Below are 17,010 nucleotides of genomic sequence, written 5' to 3'. Positions count from 1 at the left end.
GCCGTCCGAGGCTATTCAAAACTAATCCTCCAAACAATTTTACCAATCGGATGGGTCTTCAAGGGCGGCTTTTTGGATATCTTCTTTCCACTTTTCTTTTGCTAGCAGATAAATATCTTTGAAGAAACCTTTTGGATTTTTCAAGTTATACCACTCGCCACGAGGCCAGCTACCAGCGCAATCTTCCTCTACATCAAACACGCTTTGAAAATCAACAGTCGGATCATTGAGCTTTTCCTTAAGGAAGGATAGCAGCACATGTTTATGCCTGTAAGACAAGCAGTCCAGATCCAAACCATACTTACCAATAAGTTCTCGTCTGTCTTGGTCGTCGTCTGGATTGTAAGCTTCCAGCATTGCCCCGCGAGTCTCTTCGCGATCATATACGTCAAACTGCCCAAGAAACCACATTAGGTCAGGGATAAACTCTTCATTTAGAAATGGGTGTTTCAACATTATTTCTTCTCCGCAGGAAAACTAGTGTACGGCACGCCATTCTTGTCAAATTTAACTTCGAACCAGTTTAAATTTTCGCTCAGCTTAGGATTTTCTTTATCTTTTTTGTTTGGCTTATAGCCACGCCCAGCCCCCGGCAGTTCTTGCCTGACAACTCTATCTTTTTTATGATCCATGCCAGTAAATGGATCGAGCCCAAGCCTTTCCCGTGTCATGGCTTTGTTTAGCGCACTTAGATGAATTCGCCAGTTGCTGAACTGAGAGCTCAAGCTTCCAATAGCGCCTTTGGGAACCTCTCCTGTATGTGGATTCGCACCGTTAATGGCCCGCTGTTTCAGCGCAACGTCTGATATTTCCGCACTGTGCTTCTCAACAGTGTGCATGCTGTATTTTTTCTCCATAGCGACAACACGTCTCTTAGCGTTCGTCTCCCCTAATTCATCAATCCGCGCCCGACGCTGCTCCGCCGTCATCGGCAGCGCCGGCTCACCCTCATCCACCCCAACCTTAGCTGCCGGATCCTGCTCGCCAGCCGCCGGCTTCTTACACCCGTCGCCCGGACAGCCTTCCAACCCCAACGGATCCACCCACCCCGTCGGGTTCAGGGTGTACCGGTACCCATTCAACCCACCCGCTAGCTTGCTCGGGTCAGGCGTGAGATACCGCCCCGTGTCCGGATTGTAGTAGCGATGCCGGTTGTAGTGCAGGCCGCTTTCCAAGTCGTGGTATTGGCCTTGGAAACGCAGCGGTTGGGTCAGTTGTTTGTCGGCGCCGTGGGCGAGTTTGGTGAGTTTGCCGTAGCCGGTGTAGCGCGCCGCCCAGACGATTTCTCCCTGGTGGCTGGTCAGCTCCTGCGGTGTGCCGAGGTGGTCGTTGTGGTAGTAGAACGGCGTGGCGTTTTTCGGGCCTTGGCCTTCGAGCAGGGCGAGGGGGCGGAAGGTGCCGGGCTCGTAGACGTAGCTTTGGTAATGATGGTCGCTGCTTTCGGCGATGAGCTGGTCGCCTTGCCAGATGAATTCGGTGGTCTGGCCGTCCACGGTCTTTTCGATGCGTCGGCCGAAGGCGTCGTAGCGGTAGGACGTTTCGTTGCCGCCCGGGCTGGTGAGGCCGATCAGGCGGTGCTGGCTGTCGTAGCGGTATTCGGTGACCAGGCACTGGGCTTTGCCGCGGCGCTCGCGGACCAGGTTGCCGTAGGCGTCGTAGTCGTAGTGGCGGTCGCCCTCCATCAGCAGGCGGTTGCCCTTGAGCGTGGTCGGGCCGGGGCGGTCGTGCAGCAGCAGGTTGCCGGCCGGGTCGTGGGAAAAGTGCTCCGGGGGCTGGCTGTGGGCGTAGTCGATGCGCAGCAGGCGATCTTGCGGGTCGTAGTGGTAGGCGCGTCGGTTTCGGGTGTCGGACAGCGTGGCGAGGTTGCCGTTGGCGCTGTAGGAATAGTCGCGCCAGAACAATTGCTTCTGCTGGGTCTGCCATACGGTCTGGGCCTTGAGGCGGCCCTGTTCGTCGTAGCTGTAGTCGCTGAGCAGCAGGCCTTGCTGGCGCTGGCGTTCACGAGTGCCGGTGAAGCGGTGTTCGGTCAGGCACTGACCGTTGAGGTCGATGGCCAGCAGCGCGCCGCCGTAAAGATGGCGGTAATTGAGGGTGCTGCGGTCGGGCAGGCGGCAGTAGGTCAGCCGGCCGGCCTCGTCGTAGCGATAGTGCAGGGTGGCCCAGCCCTGGTGTTCGGCGACGAGGCGGTCCTGGTTGTCGTATTCGTAGGTCAGCGGCCAGTGGCCGTCGTCGACGCTGACCAGCCGGCCGAGGGCGTCGTAGCGGTACTCGACCGGTTTGCCGTCGGGCAAGATCTTGCGCAACAGGCGGCCGGCGCTGTCGCGCTGGTAAGCGGTGAGCCGCTGGCTGCCATCGGCACCGAACTCGGTCTTCTCCAGCAGGTGGCCGTTGAGGTCGTAGGCGTAGCCGGTGCGCTGGCCGTCGAAGCCGGTTTCCTGTCGGATCAATCCGTTGGGCGTGTAGGCCAGCTGATATTTTTCGCCGGATTCGTTCTCGATTTCGGTGAGTAACAGCCGCGCCGAGTCGTAGCGATACTTCAGTTCGCTGCCATCGGGATTGAGCCGCCGGCTGATCAGGTGCAGGTCGTCGGCGTATTCGTAGCGGGTGATGCGCCCCAGTTCGTCGCGTTCGGCGGTGACCTTGCCGTAGGCGTTGTAGCTCCAGGCGCGGGTGGCGCCGGTGGGCAGGGTGGTTTCCAGCAAGCGGCCGACGGCATCCCACTGGTAGTGGGAAATCGCGCCATGTTCGTCCTTGCGGGTCAGCAGCCGCCCCAACGTGTCGTAGGAAAAACTCCGCTGGCTGTCGTCGGGCAGGGTTTCTTCAGTCAGCTGGCCCTGGCTATTGCGGACAAAATGATGGGTGCCGCCGTCCGGATAGCGGATCGAGAGCAGTTGCCCCTGGGCGTCATAGGCGTACCGGGTGCTGTGACGATCCGGGTCGATGGCCTCGACCACATCGCCTTGGGCATTGCGCCGGTAGGTCCACACGGCTTTGCCGCGCTGTCGGGCGTGCAGGAAACCGTTGCGGTATTCGTAGGACGTCGGCTCGCCTTCAGGCGGAATCAGCGCCACCAGCCGTCCGGCTTCGTCGTAGCGGTATTCGGTGACCGCGCCCAGCGGATCCTGCTCGGCGGTCAGCCGGCCCTGCTCGTCATAGGCCTTGAGCTGTTCGCCACCAGCGGGATTGACCTGGCGCACCAGCCGCGCCCGGTCGTCGTGGACGTACACTTCCTGGCTGCCATCCTGATGCTGGACCGTGACGCTGCCGTCTTCGCCCCAGGCGTAGCGGCTGTCTATCTGCGCGAACGACGCCCAGTGCCGCACACAGCGCGCCGCCGGGCCGAGGCCTTGCCATTCCCAGTAGAAACTTGCGCCGCCGGCCAGTTGCCGCTGGAGGATGACGTGCTGGTCGTCGTAGTCGTAGCGCTCGCTTTCGCCAGCGGCATTGGTCGCCTCTATCAGTCGGAAGCGGCCGTCGTAGCGGTAGGTCACCAGCGTCTGTTCGGTGCGCCAGGCTTCGTCCGGATGCTGTTTCGGGTCAAAACTCTGATAGTCGATGGCGACCAGGTGGCGATGCTCGTAGCGCAACCGCAGGCCGCGTCGGGCGCCGTTGTCCAGGCGGCTGATGTCGCCGTAGATGTTGCGCTGGACGGTCAGGCGGTTGTCGTACCGATCGCTCAGCGCTGTCAGATGCCCGTCGCGAAAGTGCAGGAAAGGGGCGTCTTCGCCGGGCTGGGAGATGATCAGTTCGTCCGGCTCGCGGCTCAGGTAGATCGCCGCGCGGGCCAGGCTGTTGTGGATCGCCGGGCGTTGCAGGCTGGGGCGAGGAAAGCTGGTGCGGCGGTTTTCCTGGTCGATCCAGGTCACTTGTTCGCCTTCGATCACCAGGCGATGGGCCAGGCCATGGCTCCAGCCACGGCCGAGGCCGATGTCCAGCTCGGCGGCGCTGGTACGATAGAGACGGGTGAAGACGAAGGGCAAGCGCCCGTCGAGGGTGCCGTCCTCCAGGGTCAGCAGTTCTTCGCCGGTGACCATCGACACCGGGCAGCCGTCGGTGCGGGTCTGGGCGGCGCTGTCGGCGGGGTCGCCGTTGGGGTTTTTCGAGGGGGTGGGGGCGTCGTCGTGGGGTTCGTCTTTCTTCAGCGTGGTGTTGCGCTGCGCGTCCCAGCGCAATTGCATCCGGCCTTTTTTCACGCTGGCGGCGATGCCTCGCGCCGCCACGGTTTTGTAGCGGTCCACGTAGGCCATGAACCCGTTCACCACGGCGAAGATCGCCCGAATGAAACGCGTCATTGCGTCAAGTAGCCGGGCGCTGTGGCGGACCAGGCGCAGCGACAGGTAGGCAATCCCGGCGCCCGCCCCGGCAAAGGTCAGGACCACGCCGATCAGCAGGTCGATCACCAACTGCACGGCTACCATGGACAACGCTTTGGCCGTGCCGCCGGCCACTTCGCTGGGCGGCAGCATGTCCAGCCAGAGACTCGCGGTGCGCACCAGCAGGCACAGCGCCGCTTCGTCGCTGGCGAGCAACTGCAGCTTGGCCATGATCTGAGGGGACGACTGGGCAAGTTCGATCAGGTCCGCCGCACCGCTGCCCAATTGATCGCCAAACCGGCTCGGGTCCTTGAGGATCTCCGAGAGCAAGCTGATGCTGTCCCACACGCCCTCGATGGCCGCCCAACCGCCGGCGAGCAGGCCATTGCCCACCGCGGCCGCCGACGTCGTCGACGATTGCTGCGCCCATTGCGGCTTGAAAACCTGCCATTCGCTACGCAGCCAGTCCGTCAGATCAACAGTCAGGCCGTTGTAGGAAGAAAACAGGTCCTCGATCTGCCTGGGGGTGACTTCGCTTTGAACGTGAACCCGGTAGTAGCGACCCGCTTCGCCTTTGAAGGTCCCGACGCCCTGGGCATTCAGCTGGACGGGGGTGACCTCGCCGCTGTCCACCGACACTACATCCACCACGATGTCGCCGAGCGGAATGTCGTACACCGATTCGAGCTTGCTCTCGATCGTCAGGACCCCACCCTTGGGGCACCGGGCCACGGTCGAGTGGAAATCACTGTCGCGGCTGCTGACCGTCGTGGCGCTGCCACCAAAAAGAAGCACCCGTTCCATGCCCATCAGCGAAGGCAAGTCGGCCGCCTGGCTGGCCCGGTCCGCCGCACGGGCGTACCAGCGGTCGAGTTGTCCGCGGTAGAGGGAAAGGCTGTCTTTGAAACTGTCGAGTTCCGCCTCGATGCGGCGCACCTGATCCATCAGGAAGCGGCCTGATCAAGGGCCGGCAGGAAAAATCGGTCGAACATGGGCAGGCGTCTCGCGAAAAATCGGGGTGCGCGAGACTTTGCCGAGGAAGGCTAGGAAAATAAGTCAGACAAGGAGACGGGTGATGTAGGAGGCTTCTTTAAGTGCTCTCAAACGCCCGGCCACTCACGACCGGGCTAACTGAGTCAATGAGAATGCCGCGGCTCGCCACCGCGGGCGATTACCCGCAAATGCAACGTGGCCGGCTCCAGGCAGCCGCCGGTGGACAGCTGCCCGACCAGTTGCCGATAGAGTTCCTGCCAGGGCGTTTGCGAGGGCGGGATGTTCGGTGTCCATTCGCGACGGCGCCGTTCCATTTCGGCCTCGTCGACCAGAAGGTTGACGGTGCGGGTGTTCAGGTCCACTTGCAGCCGGTCGTTGGTTTGCAGCAGCGCCAGGCCGCCGCCCACCGCCGCTTCAGGGGACATGTTGAGGATCGACGGGCTCGCCGAGGTGCCGCTCTGGCGGCCGTCGCCCAGGCAGGGCAGGGAGTCGATACCGCGTTTGATCAGCGCTGCGGGCGGCGCCATGTTCACCACCTCGGCGCTGCCGGGATAACCCACGGTGCCAACGCCGCGAATGACCAGGATGCAGCGCTCGTCGATGTCCAGCGCCGGGTCGTCGATCCGCGCGTGGTAATCCTCCGGCCCTTCGAACACGATCGCCCGGGCTTCGAAGCTGTTTTCAGCGCCGGGCTCGGACAGGTAGGTCTTGCGAAACGCCTCCCCGACCACCGACATCTTCATGATCGCGCTGTCGAAAAAATTGCCGCTGAGCACGATGAATCCAGCGCGATGCTTGAGCGGGGTATCAAACGGGTAGATGACATCGGCGTTGCTGGTCAGGCTGCTGCTGACGATTTCGCCAATCGATTTGCCGCTGACCGTGGCGCAGTCTTCGTGCAGGCGTCCGGCCTTTTGCAGTTCATGCATGACTGCCGGCACGCCACCGGCGCGGTGGAAGCCTTCGCCGAGGTACTTGCCGGCCGGCATGCAGTTGACCAGCAGCGGCACGTCTTCGCCAATCCGCTGCCAGTCGTCCAGGCTCAGCTCGACGCCCATGTGCCGGGCGATGGCAATCAGGTGCGGCGGGCAGTTGCTCGATGCGCCGAGTGCCGAGGCGACGGCGATGGCGTTCTCGAACGCCTCCCGAGTCATGATCCGGGATGGGCGCACGTCCTGGCGCACCAGTTCGCAGATGCGCTTGCCGGTGGCGTAGGCCATCTGCCCGCGCTCGCGATAGGGCGCCGGAATGCTCGCGCAACCGGGCAGCGACATGCCCAGGGCTTCGGCCAGGGCGTTCATCGACAGCGCGGTGCCCATGGTGTTGCAGTGGCCCACCGAAGGCGATGCCGCCGTGGTCATTTCCATGAAGCCTTCGTAGTCGATTTCGCCGGCGGCCATCAGGTTGCGTGCGTGCCAGAGCACGGTGCCGGAGCCGATCAGTTCGCCCTTGTGATGGCCGTCGAGCATCGGCCCGCCGGAAAGCACGATGGCCGGCAGGTCGGTGGTCGCCGCCGCCATCAGGCAGGCCGGGGTGGTCTTGTCGCAGCCGGTGGTGAGCACCACGCCGTCCAACGGGTAGCCATGGAGGATTTCCACCAGGCCCAGGTAGGCCAGGTTGCGATCCAGGGCAGCAGTGGGCCGGCGCGACTGTTCGGCGATCGGGTGCACCGGGAATTCCATCGGGATGCCGCCAGCATCGCGGATGCCGGCCTTGACCCGTTGCGCCAGCTCCAGGTGATGACGATTGCAGGGTGTCAGGTCGCTGCCGGTCTGGGCGATGCCGATGATCGGCCGGCCCGATTGCAGCTCTTCGCGGGTCATCCCGTAGTTCATGTAGCGCTCGACATACAGGGCGGTCATGTCCGCGTGAGCCGGGTCGTTGAACCACTGCTCGCTGCGCAGGCGGCGTTTTGGCGTGTCACTCATGATTCATTTCTCTCTTGTAATTGGATGAATCGACGATCTGTCGGGCTCAGCGATCGAGCAGCCCCCGCGCGGCGAGATTACGCAGCAAGGCGCCGACGCCGAAGGTCCAGGGCGCGGCCTCGCAGCTGTGAGTCACCTGATTATGCAAACTGCCGAGCAACGGGCTGCTGATACTGACCCGGTCGCCCAGTTTGTGGGTGAAACCGCTGCCGGCGTGGTCGCGATCCTCGGTGGGGGCGAACAGGGTACCGAGAAACAGCAGGAAGCCATCCGGGTATTGGTGGTTGGCGTTGAGTGTCTGGCCTGCGAGGTCCTGCGGGTCGCGGCTGATCTGACTCATGGAGCTGCAGCCGTGCAGGCGGTAACCGTCTTCGCCGTGTACCTGGAGATCGACCTCGCAGGCCCGCACGTCGTCCAGGCTGAAGTGTTCATCGAACAGCCGAATGAACGGCCCGATGGCGCACGAGGCATTGTTGTCCTTGGCCTTGCTCAGCAACAACGCGCTGCGGCCTTCGATGTCCCGCAGGTTGACGTCGTTGCCCAGGGTGGCGCCGTGGATCTGGCCGCGGCTGTTCACCGCCAGCACCACTTCCGGTTCCGGGTTGTTCCATTGCGAGGCCGGATGGATGCCGATCTGGCTGCCGCTGCCGACGGCGGCCAGCACCGGCGCCTTGGTGAAGATTTCCGCGTCCGGCCCGATGCCGACCTCCAGGTATTGCGACCACATGCCCTGTTCGATAAGGAAGGCCTTGAGGCGCATGGCTTGCTCGGAGCCCGGGACGATCGAGCGCAGGTTGTCGCCAATAACGCTGTGCACCGTCGCGCGCACGGCTTCGGCCCGGGCCGCGTCACCGCCAGCCTGCTCCTCGATCACCCGCTCGATCATGCTCGCGGCGAAGGTTACGCCGGCGGCCTTGATCACTTGCAAGTCCAAGGGCGGCAGCAGGAAGGGCCTGGCCGGGTCCGCATGCATGCCGGTGTTGGCCAGCAGCGCGTCGACGCTGGCGATGAACGTGCCCGGCGTTTGCCTGACCGCTGTCAGCGGCGCGGGCGTTTCCAGCAAATCGCTCAAGGTCGCGAAACGCTCCGACAGGTCGAACACTCCGTCGCTGCGCAGCACGATTGGCGAAGGCCCGGCGATCCGCCCAGGGACCCAGGCACGACCAATCAGGGTGCCGGCCAGGCCATCGACCGGCAGCGTGTTCTCGGGGGTAAGCATCAGCGACATGGGCAGTCTTCCTGGTTCGTAAAGCTTTCAAGCTAGGGCGCGTAGGTGATGAACTCCAATGAGATATATTCAGTATCTGATAACGTCCGGTTATTGCATCGTGAGGGTTGCCCATGTCCGATCTGTCCTTTTCCAGCTTCTGCGGCTGGCTGAAATTCCGCCATCTGCTGCTGATCGATACCTTGGGCCGCACCTGCAACATGCACTTGGCGGCCGAACAGATGAACCTCAGCCAGCCGGCGGTGAGCAAGATGCTCAAGGAAATCGAGAGCCTGCTCGGCTTCGCCCTGTTCGAGCGGCGTCCGCGCAGCATGCCGCCCACCGCGCTGGGCGAGCATGTGCTGCGCTACGCACAGATCGCTTTGAATGACGCGCGCTCGTTCGTCGAGCAGATCAGCAGCCTGCGGGAGGGCGGCCATGGTTATCTCAAGGTCGGCGGGATCTTTGCCGCGACGGCGGTGGCCCTGCCCGAGGCGATCCTGCAGATCAAGCAGCGCTGGCCGTTGTTGTCCATCGAGGTGGTAGAGCAGACCAGCAATCACCTGATGAAGATGCTGGAGGAGAAGAAGCTCGACCTGGCCGTGGCGCGGTTTACCGAGCAGAGTCAGCAGCAGCGCTACGACTTCCAGCCCCTGGCTCCGGAACCGTTCTGCATCGTCGTCAACGACCGGCATCCGCTGGCAGACGCCGGGCCGATATCGCTGCAGCAACTGGTAGACCTGCCATGGATTCTCTACCCGGTCGGCACGCCGATCCGCGCCCGCATGGAACTGGCGTTCGCCGAAGCGGGCGTGCGGATGCCGCGCAACACCATCGATACGATTTCCATGCAGACCTTCCTCCAGGTGCTGAAACGCGGCCCGATGATCGGCATGTTGCCCAATGCGATGGTTGATCCGCTGCTGGAAAGCGGCCAGCTCAAGACCCTCGATACCCCGTTGCACCTGGTGCCGCAGGATTACGGCATCCTCACGCGAAAGGACGAGCCGCTGGTGGGCGCGGCGCTGGAGTTTGCCGAGATCCTCAAGGACAACGCCCGCCAGAGTGGTTGACAGTGCCGCCGCCTTCGCGAGCAGGCTCGCTCCCACAGTGGATTTTCTACTGAGGTAAATCACAACCCCGGTGGGAGCGAGCCTGCTCGCGAAGACATGGGTCCAGCCAGCACCAAACCCCGTGGCGAGGGAGCTTGCTCCCGCTGGGCTACGCAGTAGCCCCTCGGATTCCGATAACAACTGGTTATCAACTAATCCAAAAATGCCATTGGGAAAGAATCGATCCGCGACAGTAGAGTCCTCGTTCAATCGCCGGATGAGCCGCTCATCCGACGTGACCCAATAACAACAATCAGGGGTTACCTCATGCAAACCATCTCCGAGCCGTTGCCTGCCCAGGCGCAAGCCGGCGAACTGGATTTCGAAGACCGGACCTACCGCAAGGTGATCTGGCGGATCCTGCCAGTGCTGCTGTTGTGCTACATGGCGGCATACCTTGATCGGGTCAATATCGGCTTCGCCAAGCTCGACATGCTCGCCGAGTTGCAATTCAGCAACACCGTGTACGCCTTGGGCGCCAGTATGTTTTTCTGGGGCTATTTCCTGTTCGAGGTCCCCAGCAACCTGTTGCTGCATCGTCTGGGCGCGCGGTTCTGGATCGCCCGGATCATGCTCAGTTGGGCGGTGATCTCCATGGCCGTGGCCTACACGGTGCCGCTGGCAGCGTTCTTCCACGTCGAGTCGAGCACGATGTTTTATGTGCTGCGCTTCCTGTTGGGCATCTGTGAAGCAGGCTTTTTCCCCGGCGTGATCCTCTACCTCAACTACTGGTTCCCGACCCACCGGCAGAGCCGGGTGATGTCCGGGTTCCTGCTGGCGTTGCCGGTCAGCCTGACACTGGGCGGGATCCTGTCCGGGTGGCTGATGAACAGCATGCAAGGCGTGCAAGGCATGTCCGGCTGGCAGTGGATGCTGATCATCGAGGGCATCCCTTCGATCATCATGGCCTTCGTGGTGATCGTCTGCCTGGCCGATAACATCGACAAGGCCAAGTGGCTGTCGGCAGCGGAAAAGGCCTTGCTCAAGGCCAACCTGCAAACCGACAACCAGGGCAAGGCTTCGCGCCTGAGCGAAGTGTTCTTCAACCCTCGCGTCTGGTTGCTGGTGCTGATCCTGCTGACCTTCAACACCGGTTTCTACGGCCTGGCCTTCTGGATGCCGTCGATCATCAAGAGCACCGGCATCACCAACAGCCTGCACATCGGTTTGCTCACCGCCATTCCCTACTCGGTGGCAATCGTGGCGATGCTGCTCAATGCGCGGCACTCCAACCGCACCGGCGAACGGCGCCTGCACGCAGCCATCCCGGCATTCATTGGTGGCGCCGGGCTGATCCTCAGCGCGTTTTTCGCCGATAACCTGGTGTTGTCGGTGCTGTTCCTCAGCGTCTCCGCCTCGGGGATCCTCAGCCTGATGCCGATTTTCTGGACCTTGCCGGGCACTGTGCTGTCGGGCGTTGCCGCCGCAGCCGGGATCGGCATGATCAACGCGATCGGCAACCTGTCGGGCTTCACCGGTTCGATGATCACGGCCGTGGCGGAAACCCTGACGGGTAACATTAACAACGGTACGTACGTCCTGGCGCTGTGCCTGTTGGTCAGCGGCGGGTTGATCCTGGCCATCCCCGCCTCGATGCTCGGCAGGACGCCCAAGACCGCGCCCACGGCCGCGCAACTGGAGACCGCATGAACCTGCAAGGCAAGCGGGTGCTGGTGACGGCGGCGGGACAGGGCATCGGCCTGGCCAGCGCCGTGGCCTTCGCCCGGGCCGGCGCCGAGGTGTTCGCCAGTGACATCGATATTCGCGCGCTGGCGGGCATCGAGGGGGTCACGCCGATGCACCTGGATGTCACCTCGGCCAGCGCCATCGACGCTGCCCGCGAGCGGATTGGCGGGTTGGACGTGCTTTTCAACTGCGCCGGCTACGTGCACAGCGGCACCATTCTCGATTGCGACGAAGCCGCCTGGGCGCGCTCGATGGACCTCAATGTCAGCGCCATGTACCGCATGATCCGCGCGTTTCTGCCGGGTATGCTGGCGCGTGGCGGCGGGTCGATCATCAACATGTCGTCGGTAGCGTCCAGTATCAAGGGCGTGCCCAATCGTTTCGCCTATGCTGCCAGCAAGGCGGCGGTAGTGGGGCTGACCAAGTCCGTCGCCATCGACTTCGTCAGCCAGGGTATCCGTTGCAATGCGATATGCCCGGGCACCGTCGACTCGCCTTCGCTGCGCCAGCGCATTGCCGACCAGGCGGCGCAGCAGGGGGTCGAGGAGGAACAGGTCTACCGGCAGTTTCTCGACCGCCAGCCCATGGGGCGCATCGGCAACACCGAGGAGGTCGCGCAACTGGCGCTGTACCTGGGCAGCGACGCATCTGCCTACACCACCGGGACGGTGCACGTCATTGACGGTGGCATGAGCCTCTGAATTTACACTTGAGCAGGAGCACTTCATGAAACTGTTGCGTTACGGCGAAAAAGGTTCGGAAAAGCCCGGGCTGCTGGATGATGACAAGCAGATCCGTGACCTGTCGGGCCACGTGCCAGACATCGCCGGGCAAGCCCTGGCTCCTGAAAGCCTGGCAAGACTCGCCGCCATCGACCCGCGCAGCCTGCCGGTCGTGGGCGGCCAGCCGCGGATCGGCGCGTGCGTCGGGCAGGTCGGCAAGTTCATCTGCATCGGCCTGAACTACGCCGACCATGCCGCCGAATCGAACATGGAGGTGCCGAAAGAACCGATCATCTTCAACAAATGGACCAGCGCCATCTGCGGACCGAACGATGATGTCCAGATTCCCCGTGGCTCGCTCAAGACCGATTGGGAAGTCGAACTCGGCGTGGTCATTGGCAAGGGCGGGCGCTACATCGACGAAGCGAACGCCATGGAGCATGTCGCCGGTTATTGCGTCATCAACGATGTGTCGGAACGCGAGTGGCAACTCGAACGCGGCGGCACCTGGGACAAGGGCAAAGGCTTCGACACCTTCGGCCCGCTTGGACCCTGGCTGGTAACGAAGGACGAAATCGCCGATCCCCACGCGCTTGATCTGTGGCTGGAAGTCGACGGACATCGTTATCAGAACGGCAATACCCGGACGCTGATCTTCAGCGTGCCGCAACTGATTGCCTACCTGAGCCGGTGCATGAGCCTGCAGCCCGGCGACGTGATTTCGACCGGGACGCCACCGGGTGTCGGCCTGGGCATCAAGCCCAACCCGGTGTTCCTGCGCCCGGGCCAGACCATGCGCCTGGGCATTCAAGGTTTGGGTGAACAGCGTCAGGTGACGGTGCAGGCGGACTGATCACTGGCTTTACCGCCGTCTTCGCGACCAGGCTCGCTCCCAGAGAATCTCCGCCTCCCTGTGGGAGCGAGCCTGCTCGCGAAGACGCGGGTTCAGCCACACAGGAACGGGAACTCTGGAGAGACTGTTCGCGCAATCAAAAATCGCCGAAGATGCGCGACCGTTTCAAGAGAAATGACGCCTCCATGCGCGACGACGCCCACACGCAGTTCTTCCGCTTCCAGACCCCTGATCCAGCCATCGGGCCGCGTGAGCAGGCACCGATGCTTGCGCAGGAGCTGGCCTGGGCGCGGGACCGTGCGTCCATGCATGACTTCAGTTGGTTGGTCGTACTGCTGCCGCCATTGAGCATGGGCCCGGTGCTGCCGGGCGTGGTGTTCCTGGCGGGCCTGGGCCTGAGCCAGAAGTTGTTCGCCCCGGACCTGGACGTTGATCGGATCGTCGGCGACTCCTTGGGCTGGCTGGCGCTGGCGACGCTGCTTTTCGTGGCGGCGTGGATACTGTCCAATTACCTGCGCGATTCGCGCGACCCGACCAAGCACTATTGGCAATCGATGCCCGATCAAGGGCTGGTCGAGCTTGAGCGTCATACGCTGATCTCGGCCATCAGTCTGTGGGCCAACGACTTTGATCCCGATTGCAGCAGCCTGATGTTATGGAAAAACGACAAGCTGGAGCGGGTGCAAAGCTCCGGCGTGTCGCAGTGGATCCTGGCGATGACCACGGCCGGCCATTGGCTGGTGCTCAAGGAGGAATTTCCCGGCGATTTCTGCTACCGACGGGTAGGGCAGCTGCCCGCGCCGGAGAAGCAGATGCAACCCCGGCAGCAACTGGCGATTGCCTTCGCTCCCGGCACCCAGTTGGCGCTTGGCCGGCGTTTCGACGGTGCGCCTTTGCCAATGACGCAGACGTCTTACTGGATGTCTGCCGATGAGATCAAGCGACTCGCGCAGATTGCCCATCACTGGATGTTTTTCCCGCCGGACCGTTATGCGGTGGTCAATGCTGATGATGCCGGTTGGGTACGACGCCTGGCGGACAAAGCCCTGGCCAGCGTTGAGAGCCAGGCTGTGCCACAGGGCAATTAGCGTCGCCAGCCTCAACGCGTTTTGCTGCGCGCGACCCGCTTCATCACCACCACGAAAAACACCGGGACAAACACCACCGCCAGCGTGGCGCTGATCATCCCGCCGATCACGCCGGTACCAATCGCCTGCTGGCTCGCCGAGCTGGCCCCGGTGGCGATCGCCAACGGGACCACGCCGAGGATGAACGCCAGCGAGGTCATGATGATTGGCCGCAGGCGCAGGCGCGCGGCCTGGAGCGTGGCGTCGAGCAGGTCATGGCCATCGTCGTAGAGGCTTTTGGCGAATTCGATGATCAGGATGGCGTTCTTCGCTGACAGGCCGATGATGGTGATCAGGCCGATCTTGAAGAACACATCGTTGGGCATGCCACGCAACGACACCGCCATTACGGCGCCGAGCACGCCCAGCGGTACCACCAGCAACACCGAGGTCGGAATCGACCAGCTCTCGTACAGTGCCGCCAGGCACAGGAACACCACCAGCAGCGACAGGCCCAGCAGGATCGGTGCCTGGCTGCCGGACAAGCGCTCCTGCAAGGACAGGCCGGCCCATTCCTGGCCCATGCTCTTGGGCCCCTGGGCCACCAGCCGTTCGATCTCGGCCATGGCTTGCCCGGTGCTGTAGCCCGGCGCCGGTTCTCCGGAAATACTCACCGCCGGATAACCGTTGTAGCGAGTCAACTGTGCCGGCCCCTGGGTCCAGCGCGCCTGGACAAACGCCGACAACGGCACCATCTTCCCGCTGCTGTTGCGTACGTGAATCTTCAGCAGGTCCTCGACCTGGCTGCGCTGGTCACCCTCGGCCTGGACCACCACCCGTTGCATGCGGCCCTGGTTCGGGAAGTCATTGATGTAGGCTGAGCCCACCGCCGTGGACAACACACTGCCGACGTCGGCAAAGGAGATGCCCAAGGCATTCGCCTGTTTCCGATCCACTTCCAGTTGCACCTGCGGCGCTTCCGCCAGGGCGCTTTCGCGCACATTCATCAGCACCGGGCTTTTATCCGCGGCGGCGAGCAGATCGCTGCGGGCCTGCATCAGCGTGGCGTGGCCGAGGCCGCCGCGGTCCTGCAAGCGGAACTCGAAACCGCTGGAGGTGCCGAGACCGTCCACCGGCGGTGGCAGCACGGAAAACACCATGGCGTCCTTGATTCCACCGAAGGCCTGGTTGGCGCGATCGGCGATGGACGCCGCCGAATCGTCGCCACCGCGCTGCGACCAGTCTTTCAGCGTGGTAAATGCCAGGGCCGCATTCTGCCCGCTGCCGGAGAAGCTGAAGCCGAGGATGACCGTGCTGTCGCCGACCCCAGGCTCGCCGGCATTGTGCGCCTCGATCTGCTCCACCACCTGCACCGTACGATTCTTGCTGGCGCCCGGCGGCAGTTGGATGTCGGTGATGGTATAGCCCTGGTCTTCCACCGGCAGGAACGAGGAGGGCAGGCGGCTGAACAACAGGCCCATGCCCACCAGCAGCACGCCATAGATCAGCAGGTAGCGGCCGCTGCGTTTCATCGCGTAGGCGACCCAACCCTGATAGCGGTTGCCGAACCGGTCGAAGCCACGGTTGAACCAACCAAAGAAACCGCCCTTTGCGTGGTGATCGCCTTGGGTGATCGGTTTGAGCAAGGTCGCGCAAAGCGCCGGGGTCAAGGTCAGCGCGAGAAAGGCCGAGAACAGGATCGACGTCGCCATCGACAGCGAGAACTGCTGGTAGATCACGCCCACCGAACCCTGCATGAACGCCATCGGAATGAACACCGCCACCAGCACCAGGGTGATGCCGATGATCGCCCCGGTGATCTGGCCCATGGCCTTGCGCGTCGCTTCCTTGGGCGACAGGCCTTCCTCGGCCATGATCCGCTCGACGTTTTCCACCACCACGATGGCATCGTCCACCAGGATGCCGATGGCCAGCACCATGCCGAACATGGTCAGTACGTTGATCGAGAACCCCAGCGCGAGCATGGTCGCGAAGGTGCCCATCAGCGCCACCGGCACGACGAGGGTGGGGATCAGCGTGTAGCGGATGTTCTGCAGGAACAGGAACATCACCGCGAACACCAGCAACATCGCCTCGCCGAGGGTATAGACCACCTTGGTGATCGAGACCTTGACGAACGGCGACGTGTCGTAGGGAATCTTGTACTCCACGCCGGCCGGAAAGTAGCGCGACAGCTCGTCCATTTTCGCGCGCACCAGGGTGGCGGTGTTCAGCGCGTTGGCGCCCGGCGACAGCTGCACGGCCACGGCGGTGGAGGGTTTGCCGTTCAGGCGCGTGGAGAACTGATATTCCTGGCTGCCGATTTCCACCCGTGCGATATCCGCGATGCGCACCGTGGAACCGTCGGGGTTGGCCTTGAGCACAATGTCGGCAAATTCTTGCGGGGTCGAGAGCTGGCCCTTGACGACGATGGTCGCGGTGATTTCCTGGGTGCTGCGGCTCGGCAGGTCGCCGAGGCTGCCGGCCGAGACTTGGGCGTTCTGCGCCACGATGGCAGCGTTGACGTCGGCCGGGGTCAGGTTGAAACCCAGCAACTTCTGCGGGTCGATCCAGATCCGCATGGCCCGCTCGGCACCGTACAGCTGGGCCTTGCCGACACCGTCGAGGCGCTTGATCTCGTTCATCACGTTGCGCGCCAGGTAATCGCTGAGCGCCACGTCGTCGAGCTTGCCGTCGCTGGAGGTGAGGGTGATCAGCAGCAGGAAGCCGGCGGAAACCTTATCCACCTGCAAGCCCTGCTGGGTAACCGCCTGCGGCAGGCGCGACTCCACGGCCTTGAGGCGGTTCTGCACGTCGACCTGGGCCAGTTCCGGGTTCGTCCCCGGTTGAAAGGTCGCGGTAATCGTCGCGCTGCCGAGACTGCTCTGGGATTCGAAATACAACAGGTTGTCGGCGCCGTTGAGCTCCTCCTCGATCAGGCTGACCACGCTTTCGTCCACCGTCTGCGCCGAAGCGCCCGGGTACACCGCGTAGATCTCGATTTGCGGCGGAGCCACGACCGGGTACTGCGCCACCGGCAGTTGCGGAATGGCCAGGATCCCGGCTAGCAGGATGAACAGCGCGACGACCCAGGCGAAGACGGGGCGGTCGATGAAAAAATGCGGCATG

Annotated in this window: 10 protein-coding genes; 5 read left to right on the top strand and 5 right to left on the bottom strand. The window is 63.0% G+C overall.

The window, feature by feature from the left end; genetic code table 11:
• Positions 1-39: 39 nt before the first annotated feature.
• The 4 genes from J3P96_RS15300 to J3P96_RS15285 form a co-directional block, all read right to left on the bottom strand.
• A complete protein-coding gene (locus J3P96_RS15300) occupies positions 40-456 on the bottom strand; it encodes a hypothetical protein (protein WP_434652074.1) in 417 nt (138 codons plus the stop codon).
• A complete protein-coding gene (locus J3P96_RS15295; protein WP_434652071.1) occupies positions 456-5,258 on the bottom strand; it encodes an RHS repeat-associated core domain-containing protein in 4,803 nt (1,600 codons plus the stop codon). Before J3P96_RS15295 ends, J3P96_RS15300 begins: the two co-directional genes overlap by 1 nt.
• A gap of 191 nt (positions 5,259-5,449) precedes the next feature.
• Complete coding sequence (locus J3P96_RS15290; RefSeq protein WP_434652068.1) at positions 5,450-7,234, bottom strand: IlvD/Edd family dehydratase; 1,785 nt, start codon at positions 7,232-7,234, stop codon at positions 5,450-5,452.
• Between the two features lie 46 nt (positions 7,235-7,280).
• Entirely contained in the window at positions 7,281-8,462 is a 1,182-nt protein-coding gene (locus J3P96_RS15285; RefSeq protein ID WP_434652065.1) for a fumarylacetoacetate hydrolase family protein, read from the bottom strand.
• 113 nt (positions 8,463-8,575) lie between these two features.
• Here J3P96_RS15285 and J3P96_RS15280 point away from each other — a divergent pair, with 113 nt between their 5' ends.
• The 5 genes from J3P96_RS15280 to J3P96_RS15260 all read left to right on the top strand — a co-directional run bounded on the left by J3P96_RS15280 (position 8,576) and on the right by J3P96_RS15260 (position 13,902).
• Entirely contained in the window at positions 8,576-9,514 is a 939-nt protein-coding gene (locus J3P96_RS15280) for a LysR family transcriptional regulator (protein ID WP_305495087.1), read from the top strand.
• Positions 9,515-9,820: 306 nt separating this feature from the next.
• The gene (locus J3P96_RS15275; RefSeq protein ID WP_434652062.1) at positions 9,821-11,203 is read left to right on the top strand and encodes an MFS transporter; all 1,383 of its coding nucleotides are present in this window, start codon (positions 9,821-9,823) and stop codon (positions 11,201-11,203) included.
• The gene (locus J3P96_RS15270; RefSeq protein ID WP_434652060.1) at positions 11,200-11,940 is read left to right on the top strand and encodes an SDR family oxidoreductase; all 741 of its coding nucleotides are present in this window, start codon (positions 11,200-11,202) and stop codon (positions 11,938-11,940) included. Before J3P96_RS15275 ends, J3P96_RS15270 begins: the two co-directional genes overlap by 4 nt.
• Before the next feature lie 25 nt (positions 11,941-11,965).
• Positions 11,966-12,814, top strand: coding sequence for an ureidoglycolate lyase (locus J3P96_RS15265; protein WP_434652058.1), 849 nt, complete (start codon positions 11,966-11,968; stop codon positions 12,812-12,814).
• 185 nt (positions 12,815-12,999) lie between these two features.
• Positions 13,000-13,902, top strand: a complete 903-nt coding sequence (locus tag J3P96_RS15260; RefSeq protein ID WP_434652056.1) for a hypothetical protein — start codon at positions 13,000-13,002, stop codon at positions 13,900-13,902.
• A gap of 11 nt (positions 13,903-13,913) precedes the next feature.
• On the opposite strand, the gene J3P96_RS15255 is transcribed toward J3P96_RS15260, so the two are convergent.
• On the bottom strand, positions 13,914-17,009 hold the full coding sequence (locus J3P96_RS15255) for a multidrug efflux RND transporter permease subunit (RefSeq protein ID WP_434652053.1): 3,096 nt from the start codon (positions 17,007-17,009) through the stop codon (positions 13,914-13,916).
• Between the last annotated feature and the right edge of the window lies 1 nt (position 17,010).

The organism is Pseudomonas sp. R3-56, from assembly GCF_051132075.1.
Lineage (GTDB): Bacteria > Pseudomonadota > Gammaproteobacteria > Pseudomonadales > Pseudomonadaceae > Aquipseudomonas.
Note: the sequence above shows the minus strand (reverse complement) of the source record. Positions and strands in the feature narration are given on the sequence as shown.

Excerpts from the sequence above, each read along its gene's own strand:
- J3P96_RS15300 (WP_434652074.1), bottom strand. The coding sequence starts at position 456 with ATGTTGAAACACCCATTTCTAAATGAAGAGTTTATCCCTGACCTAATG.
- J3P96_RS15295 (WP_434652071.1), bottom strand. The coding sequence starts at position 5,258 with ATGGATCAGGTGCGCCGCATCGAGGCGGAACTCGACAGTTTCAAAGAC.
- J3P96_RS15290 (WP_434652068.1), bottom strand. The coding sequence starts at position 7,234 with ATGAGTGACACGCCAAAACGCCGCCTGCGCAGCGAGCAGTGGTTCAAC.
- J3P96_RS15285 (WP_434652065.1), bottom strand. The coding sequence starts at position 8,462 with ATGTCGCTGATGCTTACCCCCGAGAACACGCTGCCGGTCGATGGCCTG.
- J3P96_RS15280 (WP_305495087.1), top strand. The coding sequence starts at position 8,576 with ATGTCCGATCTGTCCTTTTCCAGCTTCTGCGGCTGGCTGAAATTCCGC.
- J3P96_RS15275 (WP_434652062.1), top strand. The coding sequence starts at position 9,821 with ATGCAAACCATCTCCGAGCCGTTGCCTGCCCAGGCGCAAGCCGGCGAA.
- J3P96_RS15270 (WP_434652060.1), top strand. The coding sequence starts at position 11,200 with ATGAACCTGCAAGGCAAGCGGGTGCTGGTGACGGCGGCGGGACAGGGC.
- J3P96_RS15265 (WP_434652058.1), top strand. The coding sequence starts at position 11,966 with ATGAAACTGTTGCGTTACGGCGAAAAAGGTTCGGAAAAGCCCGGGCTG.
- J3P96_RS15260 (WP_434652056.1), top strand. The coding sequence starts at position 13,000 with ATGCGCGACGACGCCCACACGCAGTTCTTCCGCTTCCAGACCCCTGAT.
- J3P96_RS15255 (WP_434652053.1), bottom strand. The coding sequence starts at position 17,009 with ATGCCGCATTTTTTCATCGACCGCCCCGTCTTCGCCTGGGTCGTCGCG.